Origin of the sequence: Azospirillum cavernae (assembly GCF_003590795.1) — a bacterium.
In the GTDB taxonomy this organism is placed as follows: domain Bacteria; phylum Pseudomonadota; class Alphaproteobacteria; order Azospirillales; family Azospirillaceae; genus Azospirillum; species Azospirillum cavernae.
In genome coordinates, this window is sequence record NZ_QYUL01000004.1 from 100660 (window position 1) to 124595 (window position 23936).

Below are 23936 nucleotides of genomic sequence, written 5' to 3' on the forward strand. Positions count from 1 at the left end.
TCCGATCATCCTCGCCGCGACGTCCCGGATCAAAGGGCACGCAGTCACGGCAAGGAATTGATCGGGCGGTCATCACAGCCGGAACGGAACGCTCAACGCGCCCGCCACGCGGTTTTTCAACGGATGGTCAGCCGCAAGGCTCAGTGCAGGGAACCCGTTCCGGCCAGATCGCTGCTCTGGAAGGAGGCCCCGGCCTGCGCCTGCGCCACGGCGCTGTCGGACGGGACCAGACCCAGCTTGCCACGGGCGAAGTTCAGGAAACCCAAGGCCTTGGCCTCGTCGCCCTGACCGGCGATGGACTGCGCCATGACGATGTAATTGTTGGCGAGGTCGCGGTCGCTGCGTTCGACCTGGGCCGACACGGTGGCGGCCTTGGTGTCGGCCAGCAGGCTGTCGAAGCTGGCGGCGAAGGCCGATCCCGACGTCAGAACGGCGAGCGACAGGGCGGCGGCGGCGATGGTGCGAGCGAACATGGTGATGGTCCTTTCAGAAAAACAAAATTCGATGGAGAAGGGTGGGGTTACTGGGCAGCCAGCCGCTCTTGACGGAGCAGGCCGAGCTTGCCGCGCGCGAAGGTCAGAAAATTGAGGGCCTTGGCCTCGTCGCCCTGCTTGGCCAATGATTCCGCCATGACGATGTAAGAGTTGGCGAGATCGCGGTCGCTCCGTTCGGCCTGAACGGCGGTGACGGTGAGGGCGGCGGCCTTGGTGTTGGCCAACAGGCTGTCGAAGTTGCTGCTGGCGAAAGCGGCGCCCGAAGCGAAAACGGCAAGCGACAGGGTGGCCGCTGTGAGCGTGCGAACGAACATGATGTTTTCCTTTTTAACGCGGCGCCCCGATGGTGGGGCGGAGTTCTGTGCGCCGTCGGCTGTGCCTTGGCGGTGAAGACATAGTTAGTCGTTCATGGGGCGGGGATAAATCTGACTGTTGCGACAACTCTATTCGCGTTCGCACAACAATCCCGAGGGAATAAACCCATCCATCCCCCGCGTTGACGCGCCGCGCCGCACGCCCCTATGATCCTTTAGGAACACAAACGCGCCGATGTTTGTTCCAATTCGCGCGCACGCACCTGCAACATCAGACCGTGAACCATCCGACAGGGAGCCTCCACCATGACCGAACAACGCTGGCCGACCGACCTTCTGGGCCAGGATTTCACCGGCAAACGCGTGCTGGTGACGGGCAGCAGCCGGGGCATCGGCGCGGCGGTGGCGGGCGCCTTCGCCGAACTGGGCGCGCGGGTGGCGATCCACGGTCGCGATGAAACGGCGGTGGCCGCGTTGGCCAGCCGCATCGGTCGCGGCGTGGTCCCGCTGACCGGCGATTTCGCCGACCGGGCGCAGACGCGCGGCGTGGTGGAGCGGGCGGTGCAAACGCTCGGCGGGTTGGACATCCTCATCAACAACGCCGGAACCATGTTGGGCCGGGTGGCGTTGGCCGACATCGACGATGATTTCCTGCAACAGCAGTTCGACCTGAACGCCGCCTCCGCCCTGATCGCCAGCCGCGCCGCGCTGCCCGCCTTGATCGCGTCGCGCGGGGCCATCGTCAACACCGGCTCGATCTCCGGTCGGACCGGCGGCAGCCCCGGATCCTCGCTCTACAGCGCCGCCAAGGCGTTCCAGGCCAGCCTCGCCCGGTCGCTGGCGACGGAGTTGGCGCCGCACGGGATTCGGGTCAACGCCGTGTCCCCCGGCACCATCGCCACCGATTTCCACGACCGCTATTCCACCCCGGACAAGCTGGCGCAAACGGCGGCGCGCATCCCGTTGAAACGGCTGGGAACGGCGGAGGATTGCGTCGGCGCCTATCTGTTCCTCGCCTCGAACCGGCTGGCCGGTTACATCACCGGGCAGGTGATCGAGGTGAATGGCGGGCAATTCTTCGGCTGAACGCGGGGCGGCGCTCGCTCGCAAGCGTGGGATTTCCATATGGCAAAATGCTAATGGATCCGTTCCAAGACATGCAAATTGCCAAAGCCAATCCCACAGTCATTCTCAAAATGCGACAAACAGCCGGGCGAAATCGGCATTTCCGCCAATTTTCGCCCGGCATCCGCTGGCGCCGTTCTTGAACGGGCGACCGATACAGGGCGATGGATTGGGAAGCCTTCCAGCGCCGGTTCGCGGGCGGAGTGATTCTGATGACAAAAAATTTCCAACAGCCGGCGTCACAGGCCAACGCCTTCGCCAATTTGCGGACCGCGACCAAGATCTACACCGGCTTCGGCGTCACGCTGTGCCTGCTGGTCGGATTGGGCGCGGTGTCCTGGACGGGTTTGCAGGCCAGTGAAGACGCCATGCGCCATTTCTCGACCCAAACCAAAATCGCCAGCCTCTTGGGCGAGGCCGACACCGACGTGTCCGACGCGCTCAGCGCCGCGCAAGAGTTCCTGGCGACCGGGCGTCAGGAAGCGCCCGCCAGCGTCCACAAGTCGTTGAGCCATTTTCAAGACACTCTGAAAAATGTCGGCGAGCGCATGGATCTGGCCGAAAATCGTCGGTTGGCGACCGAGGCCGCCGGGCTGGGGCATCAGTTCTCGCAGGGGTTCGACCGGCTGGTCGCTCTGCGCAACGAGCGGGAGGCCTTGATCGCCGCCATCGTCAACGCCAAGGGCGCGGAAATCCGAACCGCCCTCAGCGAAACGGTTCAGCTTGAAAAGCGCGGCGGCAGCCTGGACCGCACCGTCATCGTCGCCGGTTTCAGCGAACAATTCCTTCTGGTCCGCGTCCTCGTCGCCCGCTTCGTCGCGGAGCACAAGCCGGCCGATCTCACCCGGATCCGCTCCGATCTGACCAACCTGCAATCAAAGACGCAGAGTTTGTTGAGCGGCTTCTCTGAAGAGCCGTCAAAAGCGAAACTGACGGAAATCGTTGGGAAGTTGCCAGACTATGTGGCTGGAATCGAACGAATCGCCCTTCTGGACGCGGAGCTTCGCACCGTTCGGGAAGAGGCGATGGAGCGAAACGGACAGGCCGTGAACGAGCGGATCGGCGCGATCCGTCAAAACGCCGTCGCCGATCAGGAAAAATTGCAACGGATGACCGACGCGGCGGTGTCCTCGGCCAAAAGCTTGGGGCTGGCGGTGACAGTCGCCGCGCTGCTGCTCGGCGGGCTGCTGGCTTGGCTGATTTCGCGCGCCATCACGCGCCCCTTGGGTGGCATCACCCTCGCCATGGGGCGCTTGGCCCAGGGTGATCTGACCGTGGACGTCAACGACGCGCAACGCCGCGATGAAATCGGCGAACTGGCCCGCGCCCTGGAGATCTTCAAGACCAACGCCCAGGAGATGAAGCGTCTGGAATCCGAACAGGCCGCCGCCGAACAGCGGGCCGCGACCGAACGCAAGCAGACGATGATGCGCTTGGCCGACAATTTTGAAGGCGCGGTTCAAGGCATTGTGGAGACCGTGGCCAACGCCGCGACAGGGATGCAGCGCGCCGCCACCGCTTTGTCCTCCACCGCCACCCAGGCCAGCGAACGGTCCACCATCGTCGCGGCGGCGTCCGAACAAGCCTCGGTCAACGTGCAGACGGTGGCCTCGGCGACGGAAGAGCTGTCGGCCTCCATCGGCGAAATCGGCCATCAGGTCGAAAATTCGACCCGCATCGCCCAGCAGGCGGTGTCCGACGCCGAACGGGCCAACGGCGCCATCCAGGGGCTGGTCGTCGCCGCCGAGCAGATCGGGCAGGTGGTGGAACTCATCAGCGGCATCGCCGCCCAAACCAACCTGTTGGCGCTGAACGCCACCATCGAGGCGGCGCGCGCGGGCGAAGCGGGCAAGGGCTTCGCCGTCGTCGCCAGCGAGGTGAAGGCCCTGGCCACCCAGACCGCGCGCGCCACCGACGAGATCCAATCCAAGGTTCAGGAAATCCAAACCGCCACAAGCGGCGCCCGCACGGTGATCGGCGGCATCGGCCAGACCATCAGCCAGATGAGCGAAATCGCCGCGACCATCGCCGCCGCCATCGAAGAGCAGGGGGCCGCCACCCGCGACATCGCCAGCAACGTGAGCCAAGCCGCCCATGGCACCGGCGAGGTGTCGTCCAACATCGTCGGCGTGTCCAACGCGGTTCAACAGACCGGGGCCGCCGCCCACGACGTCCGCGCCACATCCGAAGCTCTGGCGCTCGAAGCCGATCATCTGCGCCGCGAGGTCGGCGCCTTCATCGCCACCGTGCGCAGCGCGTAACCACCCTGACAGACCCAGCCCCCCGCTGACGGTTCCCGTCGGCGGGGGGGTTTCTTTGCCGCGCCCCTTATTCCGCCGCCACGCTCATCGCGACGCCCGCGTGATCGAGCGCCTGCGACAGATCGGCCAGCAGATCGGCGGGGGTTTCCAGCCCGATGGACAGGCGGACCAGACCGTCGGAAATGCCGTACAGCGCGCGCTCTTCGGCCGTGTAGGTGGAGTGGGTCATGCTGGCCGGGTGCTGGACCAGGGTTTCGGCGTCGCCCAGGCTGACGGCGCGGGTGACGAGGCGCAGCGCGTCCATGAAGCGCAGGCCGCCGGCGTAGCCGTCCATCAACTCAAAGGCGATCATGCCGCCAAAATCGCTCATCTGCCGCTTGGCCACCGCGTGCTGAGGGTGGCTGGGCAGGCCGGGGAAATGGACGGCCTTCACCGCCGGGTGCGCGGCGATCAGATCGGCGGCCAGCCGGGCGGAGGAGCAATGACGCTCCATCCGCAATTCCAGCGTCTTCAGCCCGCGCAAAATCAGGTTGGCGTCGGACGCCGACAGCACGGCGCCGGTCATGTCCTTCAGCCCGACCATGCGGATGCGGCCCAGCAATTCGGCCCCGCCGATCACCGCGCCCGCCGTCAGATCGCCGTGACCGCCGAGATATTTGGTGGCGGAATGAACGACCAGATCGGCCCCCAGCTCCAGCGGGCGTTGCAGCAGCGGCGTGCAATAGGTGTTGTCCACCATCACCAGCGCGCCATGACGATGCGCCACGGCGGCGACGACGGCGATGTCGACGACGCGCATGTTGGGGTTGGCGGGCGTTTCGAAATAGACCACGCGGGTCTTGTCGGACAGCGCCGCTTCCAGATTGGCGACGTCGGTCAGATCCACATGGGTGACGGTGACGCCAAAGCGCGCCAGCCCGTGGCGCAGGAAGGAAAAGGTGCAGCCATACAGGGTTTTGTCGACGATCACCTCGTCGCCCGGCTGGACGATGGTCCACAGCGCCGAGGTGATGGCCCCCATGCCCGACGACGTGGCCAAGGCCGCCTCGCCGCCCTCCAGGATCGCCAACCGCTCTTCCAGCAGATTCAGCGTCGGGTTGCCAAGGCGGGTGTAGATGTAGCCCTTGCCCTCTCCGGCGAAACGCTGGCCGCCGGTGGCGGCGTCGGGGAAGGCGAAGGTCGAGGTCATGTAGACCGGCGGCACCAGCGCGCCGTTGTGCTGCATCGGGTCATAGCCATGGTGGATGGCGCGGGTGGCGAAACCGGCGGCGGGCGATGACGGCTTGAGCGACGACGACATGGGAAGCCTCGTGATGCGGGGAGGGGCGTGGATGCCCCCCATCATCGCAAGGCGCGGGCCAAGCGTGGAAAAGCGGCGGTTTTCGGGGGATCGACCGAATAGAGCGTCAGGAATTCCTTACAGCCGCGACGCGGATTTTGTGAAATCCCGGCTTTCCCGTGGGCTGGCGCGGGTGTAAGAAATTTCTGACGCTGTAAGGAATTTCTGACGATGATGCTCGACATCCGTGGCGAAAACCGGCTTGGCATCACCAGCGAGATTTTGGCGGTCATCGCGCGCGCCGGGTTCGACCTGCGACGGCTGGAGGTGGAGACCGGCCATGTCTACGCCCATGTGCCGGGCCTGCGCGACGCCGACCTGCCGCGCCTGCGCATGGCCCTGGAATGGATCCCCGGCGTCCAATCCGTGGCGGCGATCGACGCGTTGCCCGGCGACCGTCGGCGCGAGGCGCTGGAAACGCTGGTCGCGTCCTTCCCCGACCCGCTGCTGGTGGTCGCGCCCGATGGCGGGATCGCGGCGGCCAACGCGGCGGCCCAGGCGATCATCGGCCCGTCGGCCACACTGCCCGCCGCCATCGCCGCCCGGCTGCGCGCCGACGCGGGCGGCGGATCGCTGGCGCTGACCGTCGATGGCCGGGCCTATCTGGCCGAGCTGGTGGCGACGAAAGCGGAAACGGGCGCCGGGAAGACGGGCGGCGGCTGGCTGGTCATCTTCCGCGCCTCGCAACGGATCGGGCGGGAGTTGGCCTTGGTCGGGCCGGGGGAAAGCGGCACGCTCGACCGCATCGTCGGGGAATCGCCGTTGATCGCCCAGGTCAAGGACCGCATCCGCCGCTTCGCCGACGTCGAGGCCCCGGTCCTGATCGGCGGCGAAACCGGCGTCGGCAAAGAGCTGGTGGCCCGCGCCATCCACGGGGCCGGATCGCGCCGCGCCGCGCCCTTTCTGGCGCTGAACTGCGCCGCCCTGCCGGAAAATCTGGTGGAAAGCGAGCTGTTCGGCTACGCCCCCGGCGCCTTCAGCGGCGCGACGCGCGACGGCAAGCTGGGGCTGTTGGAGCTGGCCGACGGCGGCGTGCTGTTCCTGGATGAAATCGGCGAGATGTCGCCCTATGTGCAATCCAAGCTGCTGCGCTTTCTGGAGGATGGCACCTTTCGCCGGGTGGGCGGCAAGCAGGAGCGGCGGGTGTCGGTGCGCATCCTGTCGGCGACCCACCGCGACCTCGCCCGCCTGTGCGGCGATGGCCGGTTTCGCGAGGATCTTCTGTACCGCCTGTCGGTGCTGCGGGTCGATGTTCCGGCGCTGCGCGAACGGCGGGAGGACATTCCGGGCTTGGTTGATCGCTTTCTCGGCGGCGCGGCGGCGCAGATCGGCCGCCCCAAGCCGCGCCTCACCGCGCAAGCGCTGGAGCGGCTGACCAACCATGGCTGGCCCGGCAACGTGCGCCAATTGCAGAATGTGGTGTTCCGCACCCTGACCCTGGCCGACGGGCCGGTCATCGGGCTGGAGCATCTCGACCTCAGCCGCGACGGGCGGAGCGGCGGCGACGAGGGGACGGGTGAAGGCGACCTCCCCCCCGATTGGCAGACCGCGCAACGCCGGTTCGAGGCCGATTTGCTGCGCCGACTGTGGCCGCTCTACCCGTCGAGCCGCAAGCTGGCCGCCCGGCTGGGCGTGTCGCACACCACCATCGCGCAAAAGCTGAAGGCGGCGGGGATCACGCCCTGAGGGGGTGGAGGCGGCTCAGCGCTCCTCGTCAAACACGACTTGGCCGTTGACCGCGTAGAGGTAGCACTCCATTTTCTCGCTGCGCTGCTGGCACTGCTCCAGCGCCGCCTCGCGCGCCTCGTCGTCGGACGCCCGGCCCCAGACGGCGGCCCAGACGCCGCTGGGGGTCAGGGCGATGGCCTTGTGGTCGGGGTTGCGCTGGTAATTCGTCATCGACACCTCGCGCGTGCGGTCGGAGACGAAGGGCACCAGTTCAGGATCGAAACGCCCGCTGCCGGGAATCGCCACCGGGGTGGCCTTGAAGCCGATTTTCGGATCGAACACCACGGCGTCGCCGACGGCGTAGAGGGCGCAGGGTTCTTCCGCGTTGAACTGGCAATATTGCAGGGCGCTGCGCTTCACGTCCTCCTCGCTGCGGGCGTTGGTCTTGTTGGTGAAATAAGCGTAGTTGCCGCGCTGGGAAATCGCGATGGCCTTTGGACTCGGCAAATCCGGGTAGCGCGCCAGCGCGTCGCGCGCCTTGGCGGGCAGATAGGGGATGGCCGACACGTCCAAACGCCGCACCGGAGCCGGAGGAGGGGGCGCGGCCAGCGCGGCGACCACCGGCGGGGGAGGGGCGGGAGGCGGCGCGGGCGTGGACAGCTCCACCGGCGCGGCGGGCGGCGGCGCGGGCGACGCCGAAGAGGGGGAAGGCGGGGCGGCGGGAATGGAGGGAACGGCGGCGACCCGCGCCACCGCCGCCGGGCTGTTCAATTCGGCGATCTTGGCCTCGGCGATGGCGGCGAAGGTGCCTTGCGGGAATTGGCGGAGATAGGCCTCGAACATGCGGGGATTGGCGCTGCTCTTCACGCTGTCCCAAAAGGCCATCTCCTTGTCCGTCGAAACGGGCGCGGCGGCGGCGGGCGGCGGCGTCACCACCGTGGTCGGCCCCAGAAAGTAAAAGCGCCCTTCGATGGGGGAGGCCGACACCCAGGGCTGTTGCGCGCCGCCGGTGTTGCGCTTCACCGTCACGCCGACGTCGTTGAACACGTCGAACACGGTGTCGCCGGGCTTCGACACCGCCTTGGCCAGAGCCTCCGTGTAAGGGCTGTTGGCCCCCTCGCCATCGGCGGCGACCGCGCCCGGCTGGGTGGCGTAGGCGATGATCGTTCCGGCGGGGGCCTGCATCTGCGCCAAACCCGACGACACCGACCGCAGCCCGCGCCCGCCGAACGGGTTGTTGCGGCAGGCGTCCAGAATGATGATGTTCAACCGGCTTTCGGCCAGGGTCATCTCGTCCAGCACGACGCTGACGTCGATCAACTCATAACGGACGTCGGCCTCTTTGGTCAGGTTGGCCGTCACCGGCAGCAGAAAATTGCTGCCGCGCACCTGCACGCCATGCCCGGCGTAATAGAACAGCCCGACGTCGGCCCCGGCCAGCCGCGCGCCGAATTTGCGGATCGCCTGCTCCGTCCCCGTCTTGTCCAGGTCGAGTTGGGCCGACCCGCCAATCAACTCAAACCCCGCCTTGGCCAGCGTCTCGCCGATCACCCGCGCGTCGTTGACCGGGTTGGGCAGAGGGGGCGCGTGCTGGTAGGCGCTGTTCCCCAACACCAGGGCGACCCGCCGCCCCTCGGCCCAGGCGGGGGCGGCGACCAGCGCCAGCAACGGCAGCAGCAGCGCGGCGACCCGTTTCAATGTTCCCACGGTCACGTTTTCCCTGAATCAGACGGCCCCGCCGCCATACTGCCAAATTCCATGGGCTTATGGCTGGACAAAATCACAGCCCCGCGTATGCGGGGGGCATGGTGATCCACAGCGGTCAGCCACGAGCGATTCGATGAGGGACGAAACGGCTCATGTCGCCGGTGATAAGGCTGTGGTCCTCGCGGACGCCCAACCCGCAAGGCGTGCCGCCAGCCATCCAGACGCCGAAGACGGCGTAATTGCCATCCGCTTCCGCCAAGGGCGTGAAGGCTTGATACACCCAGCCATCCTCACCATAAGGCCCGCCCGTTTGGGCGATTGGCTGTTCGACCGGAAAGCCTGCGGCGTCCAGGGTGGCGATGCTGACGTTGCAGCCCTCGCGACCGAGCAGCGGCTTGGCCACCACCGTGCCGCCCGCTGGAAAACGTGCGCGGTCGAGCGCGGTGGGCAGCAGATTCGGATGGCCGGGGTTCAACTCCCACAGCAGGGCGAACAGCCCCTTCGACGCCATCACCATCTTCCAGGCCGGTTCAATCATCCGAATCCGGCCCTGTTCGGCGGCGGCCAGCAATTCACGGCCTGTCGCCTCCCGGATCATCCAATCCCAAGGGTACAGCTTCATCAGGTGCCGAATCGGCAGGCCGGAATCGTCCAGAAAATACCCAGAAGCGTCGTCGTAACGGATCGCCTGGATGGGCATCGCCTTGGTGGTCATGCCCCCCCGCAGCGCCAGCGTCTGGAGATAGGCGATGGTCGCCTCGTCTTCCGGGTGCGGCGTCAAGCAGGCGAAATGAACCGCCTCCTCGTGCGACGCGAGGCCGGGAAAGGCCCGCGCCCGCGCCCGCCAACGCTCAACCAGCGCCTCTTCCAAGCTGTTGAACTGGTCGGCCTCCGGGTGGACGTCCTGAAGCCAGCACCATTGCACGACCGCCGTTTCGTAGAGCGCGGTCGGCGTTTCGGCGTTCAACTCCAGCGCTCGCGGCGGCCCATCCTTGCCGTTCCAGGCGAAGTCAAAACGCGCGTAAAGCGCCATGTCCCGCGTGTCGCGTTCGGCCCAGCTCGCCTCGATGGCCGGGGCGGCCCAGTCAGGGATGCCGACGGCCTCGTAAAGCCCCCGCTCCACGACATGGCCGACGGCCTCCTCGCACAGGCGGTAGACCTCCTCGGCGGCGGCCTCAAGCGTTTCGATCTCGGCAAGGGAAAAGCGCCAATGGGCGCGTTCATCCCAATAGGGCGTGCCGTCTGCGTCCGTATGGAATGGAAAGCCGATCTCATCAAGCTGGGCCTGCCAATCCGGGCGGGGGGACGTTTGGACGCGGTCCATGGCGTCAGCCTCCCGAGGAACAGCGCGACGAGCCGGTCGCGCCGAATCCGGCGTTGCGCCCGGCCATCGTAACCGTGAGGGCCTTGCCCGCGTTGGACTGGTCGCGCTGGTAGTAGGAACCGGAACCTGAGGAAGCCTGGCCCAATCCCGATTCCGCCTCGTCTTGGCGGGGCGGCGGGACCGGCGCGCGCCCGATCTGGGCGTTGCCGCTGCGGGCGTAGCCCTGGCGGTCGAAATAGACCGGCTGCGGGTGGATGCCCGTCAGGCTGCGGCCGATCATAAAGCCGACGAGCGCCGGGACGAAACCATGACTCACGCTGCTTTCCCGGCTTTCGTTGGCCGAGACGCAGGCCAAATCGCCCATTTCGGCCTCGCAAGCCTCCTGACTGGCGAAGCGGGGAGCCTTGGCGTTGTGCTTCTTGCTCGCCGTGGCGAAGGCCGCCGCGCAGTCCTTCGCCGCCATCTCGGCGGCGCAGGCTTCGACGGAGGGATAGACGGTCGCGGTTTCTGGGCTGTCATCGCAGCAAGCGACCATGATCGGGCTGACCCCGCCCAGCAGCAAAGCCGCCACGGCGCGCGAGCGCTTCATCGGAATCCCTTTCGGACTCAGTAGGTCAGCGAGCCATAGTTCAGCAGCCCGACGGCGATCGACAGGCTGCCGAGAAGAACGCCATAGGCGGTGCGGTCGGATTCGACGCCCGCGCGGAAATCCGGCAACAGAATCCGTGAGCCGATGGCGTAGGCCAGGAGCTGTGAAACCAGCGCGATCACGCCCCAGACCGTCAGATCGACGACGCTGCTGGTGTGGGACGCGACGCTCATCAACGGCAGGGCGAAACCGATCATGGCGCCGCCCAGGGTGAGCGCCGCCGTCATATTGCCCTGGCGGACCAGGGCCAGATCGCGATACGGCGTGACGGCGGTGTAGGCCACGATGAACAGCAACAGGAACCCCAGCATCACCGCCACGAAGAGCAGATAGGATGGAAGGGTTGTCAAAGACTGAAGAATCGGCGTCATGCGTCTGTCCGACGTGCTGTTGTCCACCCGCAGAGTTGCATTGGTCGCTGGCGTTCGGCAAGAGCTGACTGAATTGGCGGCTGTCAAGCCACCTCCAGATGCGGAAAATGCCAAAACAACACGCCCCGCCCCCGCAAAATCGGCGAAGCCCGAGCGCGCTGAGAGTTCAAACGGCCTGTCGCCCATTCGGCGGGGCCTTGCCCCCTCCCTAACCCTCCCCCGCTGACGCGGGAGAGGGAACTCCGCCGCGCGCCGACAAGGCTCCAGGCCCCCTCTCCCGCGTCAGCGGGGGAGGGCCGGGGAGGGGGCGGAACGTCGCCAAAGGGTGTGACGAGGCTTTAAGCCGCGACCGCCCCCGGCGGGGACGCCGCGCGCAGCAGCATGCCGAACAGGTCGCGTGGTTCGTCGGGGTCGGCCAGCATGTCCAGTTCCTGATACAGGCCGGTGCCGACGATCTGGTCGCGGACGTAGCGCAGGGCGGAGAAATCCTCCGTCGCGAAGCCAACCGAATCGAACAGGGTGATCTGGCGGGCGTCGCGCCGCCCCTCCGCCGCGCCGGTCAGCACCTGCCACAGCTCCGTCACCGGGTAATCGGCGGGCAATTGCTGGATTTCGCCCTCGATCCGGGTTTGCGGCGGGTATTCCACGAAGATGTCGGAGCGCAGCAGGATGTCGCGGTGCAGCTCCGTCTTGCCGGGGCAATCGCCGCCGACCGCGTTGATGTGGACCCCGGCCCCGACCATGTTGTCGGTCAGGATGGTGGCGTATTGCTTGTCCGCCGTCACCGTGGTGATGATGTGCGCGCCCTCCACCGCCTCTTGCGCGCTGCGGCAGGTGGTGATGGAAAAGCCCATCCCGGCCAGATTGCGGGCGCATTTCGCCGTGGCGTCGGGGTCGATGTCGTAGAGGCGCAACTCGCGGATCCCCAGCAACGCCTTGAAGGCCAAGGCCTGGAATTCCGATTGCGCGCCGTTGCCGATGATCGCCATGCAGGTCGCCCCGCGCGGGGCCAGCGGCTTGGCCGCCACCGCCGAGGTCGCCGCCGTGCGCAGCGCCGTCAGGATCGTCATTTCCGTCATCAGCACCGGATAGCCGGTGGCGACGTCCGACAGCACGCCAAAGGCGGTGACGGTCTGGCGGCCCTCGCGGGTGTTTTTCGGGTGGCCGTTGACGTATTTGAAGCCGTAATTGCGGCTGTCGCTGGTCGGCATCAGCTCGATCACGCCGTCGGCGCTGTGGGAGGCGACGCGCGGGGTCTTGTCAAAGGCGTGCCAGCGGCGGAAATCCTCTTCGATGCAGGCCGCCAGTTCGGTCAGAAAGCGTTCGACGCCGATCTTCAGCACCAGCTTCATCATGTGATCGACGCTGACGAAGGGAACGATGTTCAGATTGGGGATCATGATTCAGAGGCTCCGCGCCGGACAGTCCAGGATGCGGCGGCCCAGCAGGCTCGCCACGAGATCGACCAGCGCGTGGGCGCTCTTGCCCCGCTCGTCGAGGATGGGGTTCAGCTCGACGATGTCCAGCGAACCGACGACGCCCGCATCGTGCAGCATCTCCATGATGAGATGCGCCTCGCGGTAGGTCGCCCCGCCCGGCACGGCGGTGCCGACGGCGGGCGCAAAGGACGGGTCGAGGAAATCAATGTCCAGGCTGACGTGCAGATGACCGTTGACCGCCTGGACCTTCTCGATGATCCGGCGCAGCAGGGCGGCCACGCCATACTCGTCGATCAGCCGCATGTCGGCGACGTCCACGCCGCGCGCCCGCAACAACACCCGTTCGCCATGGTCGAGCGAGCGGATGCCGAACAGATGGACCCGCGTCGGATCGACCGGCGCGCGGAAGGCGTCCGGCACGATGCCGTCAAACCCCTCCTCCCCGCACAAAAAGGCGGCGGGCATGCCGTGGATGTTGCCCGACGGCGAGGTGGTCGGCGTGTTGAAATCGCCATGCGCGTCCAGCCACAGCACGAACAGCGGACGCCCCGTCTCGTTGCAATGGCGGGCGACGCCGGAAACCGAGCCGATGGACAGGCTGTGGTCGCCGCCCAAAAAGATCGGAAACGCGCCGTCCCGCATCATGCCGTAGGAGCGTTCGGCCAGCGCGTGGCACCAGCCGGTGATCTGGGCGCGGCGGTCTTTCGGATCGGTTCCCTCGGGCGACGGCTTGGGCGTCAGATCGCCCAGATCGCGCACGGCGAAGCCCAACTCCTCCAGCGTTTCCAGCAGGCCGACCATGCGCAGAGCCGCCGGTCCCATGGAGGCGCCCTTCTGCCCGGCCCCGACATCCACCGGGACGCCAAGAAGCTGGATCGGGGGGCGCGTCGCGTCGTCCGGCATGGTCATCCTCGTCTCTCCTCCGCGCCGCAGGGCTGGGCGCTTGATTGGCCTGACCCACAGTATCGCGGGCGAAGGAGGCGATAAAAAGCCGGGAAACTGCAAAAAATGAGCAGGCTTTTTGACATTCTGAGAAGACTGACTTATCAGATTGGCATGGACGATCTTGATTACCGCCTGCTGTCGCTGCTGCGCGCGGATTCCCGCCGCTCCGTCGCCAGCCTCGCCGACGAGTTGGCCGTGTCGCGCGCCACCGTGCGCGCCCGCATCGACCGGCTGGTGGAGGAGCATGTCATTCTGGGCTTCACCGTCACCGTGCGGTCCGGCGCGCAAGGCCAGGCGCTGCGCGCCATCACGATGATCGAGGTGGAAGGCCGCGCGGCGGAAAATGTGGTGGCGCGGCTGAACGGCTTCCCAGAGGTGCGGACGCTCTACACCACCAACGGGCGCTGGGACATCATCGCGGAGATCGAAACCGACACGCTGGAAGGCTTCGACGACACCCTGCGCCGCATGCGGCAAATCCCCGGCATCGCCTCCACCGAAACCAGCATCCTGCTGTCCGCCCGCAAATCCACCATGGGGGGGTAACTGGCTGGCCCTCTCCCGCCTCGGGAGAGGGAGGGGACCCGCCGAAGGCGGGGAGGGTGAGGGGTGATCCAAGAGACGCGAACCACCATGTTCCTTGTCGCCCCCTCACCCTTCCCATGCTGCGCATGGGTCCCTTCCCTCTCCCAGAGGGAGAGGGCGGCGAAGCGTGTCGCCCCCCAAGCCGCTGCGATGCGCCGCACTTGTCAGGCGGGCGGGTTGGTGGGACAGTGCGGCCCGCCATCGCGGCAGGGCCAACATTCAGGAATCGCGTCGCCGCCGGACATGTCAGATTTCAACTGGAACGATCTGCGCTATTTCCTCGCCGTCGCCCGCGCCGGGACCTTGACCACGGCGGCCCAGCGGTTGCGGGCCGACCACACCACGGTCAGCCGCCGGGTCAGCGCGCTGGAAGAGGCGTTGCGCGTCACCCTGTTTGAACGGCGGCCCAGCGGCCTGACCCTGACCGCCCAGGGCGAACGGCTGAAACAAACCGCCGAGGCGATGGAAAGCGCCGCCTTTCTCGCCCAAAGCATGGTGGCCGACGGCGACCTGTCGCTGTCCGGCGCCGTGCGCATCGGCGCGCCCGACGGGTTCGGCAGTTGCTTCCTCGCCCCGCGCATCGGCGCGCTTTGCCAGCGGCACCCGGATCTGGAGGTGCAGCTTGTCGCCATGCCGCGCGTCTTCAGCCTGTCCAAGCGGGAGGCCGACATCGCCATCAGCCTGTCCTGCCCGCAGGAAGGGCGGCTTTACGCCCGCAAGCTGACCGATTACCGGCTGGGCCTTTACGCCTCGGCGGGGTATCTCGATTCCCATCCGGCCATCGCCGACCGGGCGGATCTGGCGGGTCATTCCTTCATCAGCTACATCGACGATCTGATTTTCGCGCCCGAACTGGATTACGTCCAAGCCATCGGCGACATCGCCCCGCGCATCAAAAGCAGCAGTCTGGTGGCGCAGGTCAACGCCACGGTGGCCGGGGCGGGCCTGTGCATGCTGCCCGCCTTCATCGCGCGGGCCGAGGCGAGCTTGCGCCCCGTCCTGCCCGAACAGGTGTCGATCACCCGGTCTTTCTGGCTGATCGTGCATGAGGACATGCGGTCGCTCGCCCGCATCGCCATGACCGCCGATTTCATCGCCGACGCGGTGCGGCGGGAACAGGGTCTGTTCCTGCCGCCGTAACGCCGATGATTTGGCTCACCCCTCGCCGCGCAGCATGCGGATGATGCCGGAAAAGTCGGTTCCGCCTTCGCCCGCCGCCGCCATCATGGCGTAAAGCTGGGTCGCGGCGGCGCCGAGCGGCGTCGGGGCGCCGGCGCTTTGCGAGGCTTCCTGCGCCAGCTTCAGATCCTTCAGCATCAGCGCGGCGGCGAAGCCCGGTTGGTAATCGCGGTTGGCCGGGCTGGTCGGCACCGGGCCGGGGACTGGGCAATAGCTGGTCAGCGACCAGCATTGACCCGACGCGGTGGACGCCACGTCGTACAGCGACTGGTGCGACAGCCCCAGCTTTTCCGCCAGCACGAAGGCCTCGCACACGCCGATCATCGAAATGCCGAGGATCATGTTGTTGCAGATCTTGGCGGCCTGACCGGCCCCGGCCCCGCCGCAAGGAACGATCTTCTTGCCCATCGCCTCCAGGATCGGGCGGGCGGCGTCAAAGGCCGCCGCTTCGCCGCCGACCATGAAGGTCAAGGTTCCCGCCGCCGCGCCGCCGACGCCGCCCGACACCGGCGCGTCCACCGCCACCGCGCCGCGCGCGGTCGCCAGCGCGTGGGCCTTGCGGGCGGAATCCACGTCGATGGTCGAGCTGTCGATCAGCAGGGTTCCCGGCTTCACCGCCGCGACAATGCCCTCGGCCCCGTCATAGACGCTCAGCACATGCTTGCCGCTGGGCAGCATGGTGATGACGATTTCGGCCTCGCGCGCCACGGCGACCGGCGAGTCGCCGATGGTCACGCCCGCCGCCTTGGCGGCGTCGATGGCCGCCGGGGACAGGTCGAAACCGTGGACGCTGTGCCCGGCCTTGACCAGATTGGCCGCCATCGGCCCGCCCATGTTGCCCAACCCGATAAACCCGATGACAGCCATGGTCGTTTCTCCCGTTGCGTTTGGTTTGATTTGGTTCTGTCTCCCTCTCCCGTTTCGGGAGAGGGTGGCGCCGCAGGCGCTGGGTGAGGGGGAAGCCAAGGATCAAAGGCTGACGTCGTGGTGAACCCCTCACCCTTCCCATGCTGCGCATGGGCCCCTTCCCTCTCCCGAAGCGGGAGAGGGAGATTTCAGGCCATCCGGGCGATTTCGCTGCGCGCGACGATCAGGCGCATGATCTCGTTGGTGCCTTCCAGGATCTGGTGCACGCGCAGATCGCGGACGATCTTTTCCACGCCATAGTCGGACAGATAGCCGTAACCGCCGAACAGTTGCAGGGCGTTGTTGGCGACCTCAAACCCGGTGTCGGTGCCAAAACGCTTGGCCATCGCGCACAGCCGGGTGGCGTCCGGGCTTTTGGCGTCAAGGGCGGACGCGGCGCGGTGGACGAAGGTGCGCGCGGCCTCCAGCTCCGTCGCCATGTCGGCGATGCGGAATTGCAGGGCCTGGAAACGGTCGATGGTCTGGCCGAACGCCTTGCGTTCGCCCATGTATTTGAGCGCCGCATCCAAAGCGGCCTGCGCCCCGCCAATGGAGCAGGCGGCGATGTTGATGCGCCCGCCGTCCAAACCCTTCATGGCGAATTTGAAACCCATGCCCTCCTCGCCCAAGCGGGCGGAGACGGGGACGCGGACATCCTCCAGGATCACCGCGCGGGTCGGCTGGGCGTTCCAGCCCATTTTGTGCTCGTTCGCGCCAAAGGACAGGCCGGGCGCGTCCTTGGGAATCAAAAAGGCGCTGATGCCGCCGGGGCCGTCCTCGCCCGTGCGGGCCATGACCAGATACAGGTCGGAGCTTCCCGCCCCGGAAATGAACTGCTTGGCCCCGTTCAGCACATAATCGTCGCCGTCGCGCGCGGCCCGCGTGCGCAGCGCCGCCGCGTCGGATCCGGCGTTGGCCTCGGTCAAACAATAGCTGGCGAGCCACTCCATGCGCGACAGGTTGGGCAGCCAATGCGCCTTCTGCTCCGGCGAGCCGAAGGCGTCGATCATCCCCGCCACCATGTTGTGGATGGAGATGTAGGACGCGATGGTCGGGCAACCCTGGCTCAGCGCCTCGAAAATCACCACGGCGTCGAAACGCGACAGGGCCGACCCGCCATACTCGTCCGACACATAGATGCCGCCCATGCCGAGTTCGCCCGCCGCGCGGAGTTTATCGACCGGGAAATGCTTTTTCTGGTCCCATTCGACGGCGTTCGGGGCCAATTCGTCGCGGGCGAAGGACAGCGCCATGTCGCGGATGGCGCGCTGGTCTTCGGACAGTTCAAAGGACATCGGTGCACCTCACCTCATCGGTTCGGGCGGTCAGGTTTGATCCGACCGCCCGTTCCATCATCGCAGACGTTCGCCCGAACGGATCAATCCATCGTCGGGATGGCGAAGCTGGCGCCTTCCTTGATGCCCGAGGGCCAGCGCGAGGTGACGGTCTTGGTCTTGGTGTAGAAGCGCACCGAATCCGGGCCGTGCTGGTTCAGATCGCCAAAGCCCGACCGCTTCCAACCGCCGAAGGTGTAGTAGGCGAGCGGAACCGGGATCGGCACGTTGATGCCGACCATGCCGACATCGACGCGGGCGGCGAAATCGCGGGCGGCGTCGCCGTCGCGGGTGAAGATCGCCACGCCGTTGCCATACTCATGCTCGTTCGGCAGGCTCAGCGCCTCCTCATAGGAATCCGCGCGGACGACCGACAGCACCGGGCCGAAGATCTCTTCCTTGTAGATGCGCATTTCCGGCTTCACATGGTCGAACAGGCAGCCGCCCATGTAATAGCCGTTCTCGTAACCCTGCATCTTGAAGTCGCGGCCATCGACCGCCAGGGTCGCGCCCTCCTGCACGCCGAGATCGACGTAGGATTTGACCTTGGCCAGATGCTCGCGCGTCACCAGCGGGCCGAAATCGGCGGCGCTGTCGGTGGACGGGCCGATCTTCAGCGCTTCCACGCGGGGGACCAGACGCTCCATCAGGGCATCGGCGGTCTTGCGGCCCACGGGGACCACCACCGAAATCGCCATGCAGCGTTCGCCCGCCGCGCCAAAGCCGGCGCCGATCAGCGCGTCGGTCGCTTGATCGAGATCGGCGTCCGGCATGATGAGGGCGTGGTTCTTCGCCCCGCCAAAGCACTGGACGCGCTTACCGGCGGCGGTGCCGCGCGTGTAGATGTATTCGGCGATCGGGGTGGAGCCGACGAAGCCGATCGCCTTGATGTCGCGGTCGTCCAGGATGGCGTCCACCGCCACCTTGTCGCCATGGACGACGTTCAGCACGCCTTCGGGCAGACCGGCTTCCAGCATCAACTCGGCCAGACGCATCGGCACGGACGGCGTGCGCTCCGACGGCTTGAGGATGAAGGCGTTGCCGCAGGCGATGGCCGGGGCGAATTTCCACATCGGGATCATCGCCGGGAAGTTGAAGGGCGTGATGCCCGCGACGACGCCCAGCGGCTGGCGCATCGAATAGATGTCGATGCCGGGACCGGCGCCGTCGGTGAATTCGCCCTTCAGCAGATGCGGGATGCCGCAAGCGAACTCGACCACCTCAAGACCGCGCTGGATGTCGCCCTTGGCGTCCACGATGGTCTTGCCATGCTCCAGCGACAGCATCAGCGCCAGCGAATCATACTCGCGCTGCACAAGGTCGAGGAAGCGCATCAGCACGCGGGCGCGCTTTTGCGGGTTCTGCGCGGCCCAACCGCGCTGGGCGATCTTGGCGTTTTCGACGGCGGCGCGCATTTCCTCCACGCTGGCGAGCGGAACCTTGGCCCGCACCTCGCCGGTCATCGGCGAGAAGACGTCGGCGAAGCGGCCCGACGTGCCCGCGACCTTCTTGCCGCCGATCAGGTGATGGAGTTCGGTCGTCATTTGTGGTTTTCCTCCCGGATGATGTTGGCCTTCATGTGCGCCATCGCGCATATGGGTATCGACAGGAAACTTTGCGCATCGGTTGTGCAAGAATGCGCATGATGCGGCGCGGAAAAGCTGCTTTGTCCGATCTGGAAAAAATCCTGCTATGCTGGCGGCGACGCAAGGGCAGGATTGTCGGGGCAGGGTCATGAGCTTCACCTCCATCTATCGGCATGGATTCGCGCGGGTGGCCGCCTGCACGACGCGCTGCGCGCTCGCCGATCCGCAGGCGAACGCCGACGCGATCCTGGCGGCGGCGCGCGCCTGCCACGATCAAGGGGTGGCGGTCGCCCTGTTCCCCGAATTGTCGGTGTCGGGCTACGCCATCGACGATCTGCTGATGCAGGATCCGTTGATCGACGCGGTGGTCCAGGCCATTGAGCGTCTGGTCGCCCAATCGGCGGATCTGCTGCCGCTGCTGCTGGTCGGCGCGCCGCTGCTGCATGAGGGGCGGCTGTACAACACGGCGGTCGCCATTCATCGCGGGCGGCTGCTGGGCGTCGTGCCGAAAATCCATCTGCCCAATTACCGGGAATTCTACGAACGCCGCCATTTCGCCTCGGGCGAGGGGATGGCGGGGGGAAGCGTCCGGGTCGGCGCGCTGACCGCGCCCTTCGGCCCCGACCTGCTGTTCGAGGCGACGGACGTTCCCGGCCTGATCGTCCACGCCGAGATCTGCGAAGACGTTTGGGTCGCGATGCCGCCCAGCGGCGTGGCGGCCTTGGCCGGGGCCACGGTGCTCACCAACCTGTCGGCCAGCAACATCACCATCGGCAAGGCCGACACCCGGCGGCTGCTCAGCCAATCGCAATCGGCGCGCTGTCTGGCCGCCTATCTCTACGCCTCCGCCGGGGTGGGGGAATCGACCACAGATCTGGCCTGGGACGGGCAGGCGTCGATCTTTGAAAACGGCGAAATTCTGGCGGAAAGCGAGCGTTTTCCCGACGGCGACCAGATGGCGGTCGCCGACATCGACCTGGATTTGCTGCGGCAGGAACGGCTGCGCCAGGGCAGCTTCGACGACAACCGCCGCCTGCACGGGGCGGCGACCGGCGGATTCCGCCGGGTGGCCTTCCGGCTGGAGCCGCCGCGCGGCGACGTCGGCCTGCGCCGGGTGGTGCCGCGCTTCCCCTTCGTCCCCGCCAACGCCGAACGGCTGGAGCAGGATTGCTACGAGGCCTACAACATCCAGGTCGCCGGGCTGGTCCAGCGGCTGCGCGCGGCGAAGGTCGAACGGCTGGTCATCGGCGTGTCGGGCGGGCTGGATTCCACCCACGCCTTGATCGTCGCCGCCCGCGCCATGGACCGGCTGGGGCTGCCGCGCAGCGGGATTCTCGCCTACACCATGCCGGGCTTCGGCACCAGCGACGGCACCAAGACCAACGCCATCCGGTTGATGGACGCGCTGGGCGTCACCGGGCGGGAGCTGGACATCCGCCCCGCCGCCCGCCAAATGCTGGCCGATTTGGAGCACCCCTTCGCGCGCGGCGAGGCGGTTTATGACGTGACCTTTGAAAATGTGCAGGCGGGGCTGCGCACCGATTACCTGTTCCGGCTGGCCAACCACCACAACGGCATCGTGCTGGGAACCGGCGATCTGTCGGAACTGGCCTTGGGCTGGTGCACCTACGGCGTCGGCGATCAGATGTCGCACTACAACGTCAATTCCGGGGTGCCGAAGACGCTGATTCAGCATTTGATCCGCTGGGTGATCGGCGGGCGTCAGTTCCCCGACCCGGTGTTGGAGACGCTGGACGCAATCCTGAAGACGGAAATTTCGCCCGAACTGGTGCCGGTGGAGGCCGGGCAGGCGATCCAAAGCTCCGAATCCGTGGTCGGGCCGTATGATTTGCAGGATTTCACCCTGTATTACGTGCTGCGCCACGGCTTCCGCCCGTCGAAAATCGCCTTTCTCGCCCGCCACGCCTGGGGCGACGCGGCGGCGGGCGATTGGCCGACCGGCTACCCGCTGGACAAGCGGCGCGGCTATTCCCCGGCGGAGATCCGCGACTGGCTGCGCGTGTTCCTGCGCCGCTTCTTCGGCTTCAGCCAGTTCAAACGCTCGGCCATGCCGAACGGGCCGAAGGTGTCGGCGGGCGGCTCCCTGTCGCCGCGCGGCGACTGGCGCGCGCCGTCCGACGGCAACGCCCGGATCTGGCTGGAAGAGCTGGAGCGCGAGGTTCCGGGGGAGTGAAGGGCCTTGGGGGAAACCCTGGTCCGTCGCCGGTTTCATGACCGTAAAACGATGACAAGTTTGACAGAATCGGGCGAATCGCTCGCCATGTGAGCGGTCTTCTGGCATGGTGGCCCCAACATTCCGACAGGTGGGCGGAGCGAAGGGCGGGCATGACGGCGCTGTGGGCCTCTCAACGAACGACCATCCGGGCGGTTCAATCCCGGCGGGGACCGGCATGATCGGGCGTCGCTGGCGCGCGCTCGCCATGGCGGCGCTGCTGGCGTTCAACCCCGCCAGCCTGCCGCCGCCGTCCCTGCTGTTGGGCGCGGCTGCGGCCAGCGTCGCGGTCGCCACGCCGGGGGACGCCTGGGCGCGCTCATCCTCCTCCTCGCGGTCGTCGGGCGGTTATTCGCGGCCATCCAGTTCGTCGTCCTCCTCGGTTCGCACGCCTTCGACCAGCGGCCCCTCATCCAGTGGGTCGTCCAGCGGCAGCGGCGGCTACAGCAAGCCGTCGGCCCCGCGCACGCCCTCGACCAGCGGCGGCGGCGCGTCGAGCGGCGGCTACGCGCGTCCCGGCGCCAGCCCCAGCCTCGCCGCGCCCAGCGCGCCGCAATCGGCGGGCGACCGCGCCCTGAGCCAGCAGGGATCCGCCGACGCGCTGAACCGATACAAGACCCAGCAGGAGGCGAAGAAGGCCCCGCCGCCCAGCGCCGCCCCCGCCAACAGCGGCGCGGCCAGCAACAGTTCCGGCGGCTCGTGGAACTGGGGATGGGGCGGCGGTTCCAGCCGCACGCCCTCCACCCGTCCGGCCCCGGCCCCTTACCAGAACCCCTACAACGCCTATGGCTGGACGCCGCCGCCCTACAGCGTGGCGGCACCCCGGCGGTTCGGGGTTTGGGACGGGCTGTTCCTGTGGTTCATGCTCGACACGCTGACCAAGCCAAGCCACGCCTCCTTCTTCCACGATCAGGCCAACGATCCCGGCTACCGCGAATGGCGGGCCGAGGCCGACCGCATGGCCAAGGACAACGCCGATCTGCGCGCCAAGCTGGCCCAACTCGACCAAAACCTGAAGGCGCAGGAAGGAACCCCGCGCGAGGCCGGACGGCTGCCGCCCGACGTTCCGCTCAGTCTTGCCCACGCCGACAGCGGCGGCGACAACGCGGCGAGCGCGGGCGGGGCCGACGGCAAGGCGGCGGCGACATCCGGCATGTCCAGCGTCGTCTGGTGGTCCATCCTGCTGCTGGGCGTCGCGGTCCTGTTCCTGCTGTGGCGCGCCCGTCGGCGGATGGACGGCGCCAAACCCGGTCAACCCGCCGCATCCAGCGCCACCACCAACAAGGGAGGCTCCGACGTGCGCCTGTTCGGAACGCTCGGCAATTACGTGAATCAGAAGCTGTCCGGCCAGCGTTACAGCCCCTCGCTGTTCCGGCTGGGCATGGCCGTCACCATCGACCCCGCCCCCTTCCTGCTGGCGGAGGGCGTCACCAAGGTTCAAGCGCCCCACACCGGCGGCGACCGTCTGGTCTCCATCGACGGGGTCGGAACGGTGACGTCGGGCAACGCCACGGTGCACCGGCTGCGTCTGCCCGGCGGCGGCTTTTTCCAAATCCATCTCGGCCCCGACGGGCAACCCGACGAATGCCGCTATTTCACCCCCATCGACAGCGTCGCCCCGGCGAATGAGGAGGAATGGTCCTTCTGGCTGGACGAGCGGGAGGGGATGGTCGGCTGGCCGGAGTTCCAGACCAAGGACGGGAAGCTCTATCCCCGCGTCTGGTCGCCGGGATCGGCGCGGATCGCCCCCTTCATCCTGGCGGAATCCTTGCAGACCCTGCGCGGAACCGAAACGCTGACCAGCCACGCCATGCTGTATGGCGCGCCCACCGGCGCGCCGTCCCCCGCGCCGGAGCGGGAATACATCCTGGTGGCGGTGGTGGAACGCAACGGCGCGGCCTCGGTCGAGATCGCCGCTGGAATCGACGTCAACCCCACTTCCCTTTCCCTGTCCTGAGTCGAGTGGCGGCACCATGGAAAATCTGTTCGGTTCGATCCTCTCCGCGCTTGGCGCCGGCCTGCCGGTTCTGCTCCTGCAAATGGCCGTGACGCTGGCGCTGCTGGCCGCCGGGGTGGCCGTCTACACCCGCATCACCCCGTTTGACGAAGCCCGCTTGGTGGCCGACGGCAACCCGGCGGGCGGGCTGACGCTGGGCGGCTCGATCATCGCGCTCGCCATTCCGCTGGCGGCGACGCTGGCGACCAGCACGGTCATCCTCGACATCATCCTGTGGGGCGTGGTGGCGGTGATCCTGCAACTGGTCGCCTTCGCCGTCGCCACCCTGCTGATCCGCAACCTGCGCGGCCAGATCGAGGGCGGCAACGTCGCCTCGGCCACCGCGCTGGTCGGCATCCAGATCGGCGTCGCCCTCATCAACGCCGCCGCCATGGCCGGGTGATGTGGCGCGGGGGGCGCGAAAAATGCCCCCAAGAGGTAAGGGCGGGGGTCTGTACAGCGCCATGACCCCACACCACAT

Annotated in this window: 20 protein-coding genes; 8 read left to right on the forward strand and 12 right to left on the reverse strand. The window is 67.2% G+C overall.

The genetic code is table 11. From position 1 onward, the window contains the following. Nucleotides 1-140: 140 nt before the first annotated feature. Both D3877_RS23715 and D3877_RS23720 read right to left on the reverse strand, forming a co-directional pair. A complete protein-coding gene (locus D3877_RS23715) occupies nt 141-473 on the reverse strand; it encodes a hypothetical protein (protein ID WP_119833284.1) in 333 nt (110 codons plus the stop codon). Nucleotides 474-520: 47 nt separating this feature from the next. Further along, on the reverse strand, nt 521-808 hold the full coding sequence (locus D3877_RS23720; RefSeq protein ID WP_119833285.1) for a hypothetical protein: 288 nt from the start codon (nt 806-808) through the stop codon (nt 521-523). Nucleotides 809-1114: 306 nt separating this feature from the next. On the opposite strand from D3877_RS23720, the gene D3877_RS23725 reads away from it, so the two are divergent. Together D3877_RS23725 and D3877_RS23730 are read left to right on the forward strand one after the other, a co-directional pair. Next, the gene (locus tag D3877_RS23725; RefSeq protein ID WP_119833286.1) at nt 1115-1894 is read left to right on the forward strand and encodes an SDR family NAD(P)-dependent oxidoreductase; all 780 of its coding nucleotides are present in this window, start codon (nt 1115-1117) and stop codon (nt 1892-1894) included. A gap of 251 nt (nt 1895-2145) precedes the next feature. After that, entirely contained in the window at nt 2146-4194 is a 2049-nt protein-coding gene (locus D3877_RS23730) for a methyl-accepting chemotaxis protein (protein WP_119833598.1), read from the forward strand. 67 nt (nt 4195-4261) lie between these two features. Here the strand turns inward: D3877_RS23730 and D3877_RS23735 are convergent, their stop codons facing one another. Then, entirely contained in the window at nt 4262-5494 is a 1233-nt protein-coding gene (locus D3877_RS23735; RefSeq protein WP_119833287.1) for a methionine gamma-lyase, read from the reverse strand. A 210-nt stretch (nt 5495-5704) separates the two neighbouring features. On the opposite strand from D3877_RS23735, the gene D3877_RS23740 reads away from it, so the two are divergent. After that, nucleotides 5705-7219, forward strand: a complete 1515-nt coding sequence (locus D3877_RS23740; protein ID WP_119833288.1) for a sigma 54-interacting transcriptional regulator — start codon at nt 5705-5707, stop codon at nt 7217-7219. Between the two features lie 15 nt (nt 7220-7234). Here D3877_RS23740 and D3877_RS23745 read toward each other — a convergent pair whose 3' ends face one another. From D3877_RS23745 to rocF, 6 genes are all read right to left on the reverse strand, one after another. Then, a complete protein-coding gene (locus tag D3877_RS23745) occupies nt 7235-8908 on the reverse strand; it encodes a caspase family protein (protein ID WP_238475048.1) in 1674 nt (557 codons plus the stop codon). A 115-nt stretch (nt 8909-9023) separates the two neighbouring features. Continuing rightward, nucleotides 9024-10232: a glutathionylspermidine synthase family protein gene (locus D3877_RS23750; protein ID WP_119833290.1), complete on the reverse strand. Its 1209-nt coding sequence runs from the start codon at nt 10230-10232 to the stop codon at nt 9024-9026. Between the two features lie 4 nt (nt 10233-10236). Then, on the reverse strand, nt 10237-10821 hold the full coding sequence (locus D3877_RS23755; protein ID WP_119833291.1) for a DUF1190 domain-containing protein: 585 nt from the start codon (nt 10819-10821) through the stop codon (nt 10237-10239). A gap of 17 nt (nt 10822-10838) precedes the next feature. Continuing rightward, complete coding sequence (locus D3877_RS23760) at nt 10839-11252, reverse strand: DUF350 domain-containing protein (RefSeq protein WP_119833292.1); 414 nt, start codon at nt 11250-11252, stop codon at nt 10839-10841. Between the two features lie 338 nt (nt 11253-11590). Continuing rightward, nucleotides 11591-12652, reverse strand: coding sequence for an ornithine cyclodeaminase (locus D3877_RS23765; RefSeq protein ID WP_119833293.1), 1062 nt, complete (start codon nt 12650-12652; stop codon nt 11591-11593). Nucleotides 12653-12655: 3 nt separating this feature from the next. Beyond that, on the reverse strand, nt 12656-13600 hold the full coding sequence (gene rocF, locus D3877_RS23770) for an arginase (RefSeq protein WP_238475049.1): 945 nt from the start codon (nt 13598-13600) through the stop codon (nt 12656-12658). Nucleotides 13601-13699: 99 nt separating this feature from the next. Here rocF and D3877_RS23775 point away from each other — a divergent pair, with 99 nt between their 5' ends. Both D3877_RS23775 and D3877_RS23780 read left to right on the forward strand, forming a co-directional pair. Continuing rightward, nucleotides 13700-14182, forward strand: a complete 483-nt coding sequence (locus tag D3877_RS23775) for an Lrp/AsnC family transcriptional regulator (RefSeq protein WP_238475050.1) — start codon at nt 13700-13702, stop codon at nt 14180-14182. A 282-nt stretch (nt 14183-14464) separates the two neighbouring features. After that, nucleotides 14465-15361, forward strand: a complete 897-nt coding sequence (locus D3877_RS23780) for a LysR family transcriptional regulator (protein ID WP_119833295.1) — start codon at nt 14465-14467, stop codon at nt 15359-15361. A 15-nt stretch (nt 15362-15376) separates the two neighbouring features. Here D3877_RS23780 and mmsB read toward each other — a convergent pair whose 3' ends face one another. The 3 genes from mmsB to D3877_RS23795 form a co-directional block, all read right to left on the reverse strand. Further along, nucleotides 15377-16267, reverse strand: a complete 891-nt coding sequence (mmsB, locus tag D3877_RS23785; protein ID WP_119833296.1) for a 3-hydroxyisobutyrate dehydrogenase — start codon at nt 16265-16267, stop codon at nt 15377-15379. Between the two features lie 188 nt (nt 16268-16455). Further along, nucleotides 16456-17601 carry an acyl-CoA dehydrogenase family protein gene (locus D3877_RS23790; protein ID WP_119833297.1) on the reverse strand — a complete coding sequence of 382 codons (1146 nt, stop codon included), beginning with the start codon at nt 17599-17601 and terminating at the stop codon, nt 16456-16458. An 83-nt stretch (nt 17602-17684) separates the two neighbouring features. Further along, nucleotides 17685-19184, reverse strand: coding sequence for a CoA-acylating methylmalonate-semialdehyde dehydrogenase (locus tag D3877_RS23795; RefSeq protein WP_119833298.1), 1500 nt, complete (start codon nt 19182-19184; stop codon nt 17685-17687). 190 nt (nt 19185-19374) lie between these two features. Between D3877_RS23795 and D3877_RS23800 the strand changes: the two genes are divergently transcribed. The 3 genes from D3877_RS23800 to D3877_RS23810 all read left to right on the forward strand — a co-directional run bounded on the left by D3877_RS23800 (nt 19375) and on the right by D3877_RS23810 (nt 23858). Further along, entirely contained in the window at nt 19375-21420 is a 2046-nt protein-coding gene (locus tag D3877_RS23800; RefSeq protein ID WP_119833600.1) for an NAD(+) synthase, read from the forward strand. A 217-nt stretch (nt 21421-21637) separates the two neighbouring features. Next, the gene (locus tag D3877_RS23805) at nt 21638-23416 is read left to right on the forward strand and encodes a DUF2491 family protein (protein WP_119833299.1); all 1779 of its coding nucleotides are present in this window, start codon (nt 21638-21640) and stop codon (nt 23414-23416) included. A 16-nt stretch (nt 23417-23432) separates the two neighbouring features. Further along, entirely contained in the window at nt 23433-23858 is a 426-nt protein-coding gene (locus D3877_RS23810) for a DUF350 domain-containing protein (protein ID WP_119833300.1), read from the forward strand. Nucleotides 23859-23936 lie beyond the last annotated feature (78 nt).

What these genes read in the sequence shown, in the direction of transcription:
- D3877_RS23715 (WP_119833284.1), bottom strand. Translation starts at nt 473, where the DNA reads ATGTTCGCTCGCACCATCGCCGCCGCCGCCCTGTCGCTCGCCGTTCTG.
- D3877_RS23720 (WP_119833285.1), bottom strand. Translation starts at nt 808, where the DNA reads ATGTTCGTTCGCACGCTCACAGCGGCCACCCTGTCGCTTGCCGTTTTC.
- D3877_RS23725 (WP_119833286.1), top strand. Translation starts at nt 1,115, where the DNA reads ATGACCGAACAACGCTGGCCGACCGACCTTCTGGGCCAGGATTTCACC.
- D3877_RS23730 (WP_119833598.1), top strand. Translation starts at nt 2,146, where the DNA reads ATGACAAAAAATTTCCAACAGCCGGCGTCACAGGCCAACGCCTTCGCC.
- D3877_RS23735 (WP_119833287.1), bottom strand. Translation starts at nt 5,494, where the DNA reads ATGTCGTCGTCGCTCAAGCCGTCATCGCCCGCCGCCGGTTTCGCCACC.
- D3877_RS23740 (WP_119833288.1), top strand. Translation starts at nt 5,705, where the DNA reads ATGATGCTCGACATCCGTGGCGAAAACCGGCTTGGCATCACCAGCGAG.
- D3877_RS23750 (WP_119833290.1), bottom strand. Translation starts at nt 10,232, where the DNA reads ATGGACCGCGTCCAAACGTCCCCCCGCCCGGATTGGCAGGCCCAGCTT.
- D3877_RS23755 (WP_119833291.1), bottom strand. Translation starts at nt 10,821, where the DNA reads ATGAAGCGCTCGCGCGCCGTGGCGGCTTTGCTGCTGGGCGGGGTCAGC.
- D3877_RS23760 (WP_119833292.1), bottom strand. Translation starts at nt 11,252, where the DNA reads ATGACGCCGATTCTTCAGTCTTTGACAACCCTTCCATCCTATCTGCTC.
- D3877_RS23765 (WP_119833293.1), bottom strand. Translation starts at nt 12,652, where the DNA reads ATGATCCCCAATCTGAACATCGTTCCCTTCGTCAGCGTCGATCACATG.
- rocF (WP_238475049.1), bottom strand. Translation starts at nt 13,600, where the DNA reads ATGACCATGCCGGACGACGCGACGCGCCCCCCGATCCAGCTTCTTGGC.
- D3877_RS23775 (WP_238475050.1), top strand. Translation starts at nt 13,700, where the DNA reads ATGAGCAGGCTTTTTGACATTCTGAGAAGACTGACTTATCAGATTGGC.
- D3877_RS23780 (WP_119833295.1), top strand. Translation starts at nt 14,465, where the DNA reads ATGTCAGATTTCAACTGGAACGATCTGCGCTATTTCCTCGCCGTCGCC.
- mmsB (WP_119833296.1), bottom strand. Translation starts at nt 16,267, where the DNA reads ATGGCTGTCATCGGGTTTATCGGGTTGGGCAACATGGGCGGGCCGATG.
- D3877_RS23790 (WP_119833297.1), bottom strand. Translation starts at nt 17,601, where the DNA reads ATGTCCTTTGAACTGTCCGAAGACCAGCGCGCCATCCGCGACATGGCG.
- D3877_RS23795 (WP_119833298.1), bottom strand. Translation starts at nt 19,184, where the DNA reads ATGACGACCGAACTCCATCACCTGATCGGCGGCAAGAAGGTCGCGGGC.
- D3877_RS23800 (WP_119833600.1), top strand. Translation starts at nt 19,375, where the DNA reads ATGAGCTTCACCTCCATCTATCGGCATGGATTCGCGCGGGTGGCCGCC.
- D3877_RS23805 (WP_119833299.1), top strand. Translation starts at nt 21,638, where the DNA reads ATGATCGGGCGTCGCTGGCGCGCGCTCGCCATGGCGGCGCTGCTGGCG.
- D3877_RS23810 (WP_119833300.1), top strand. Translation starts at nt 23,433, where the DNA reads ATGGAAAATCTGTTCGGTTCGATCCTCTCCGCGCTTGGCGCCGGCCTG.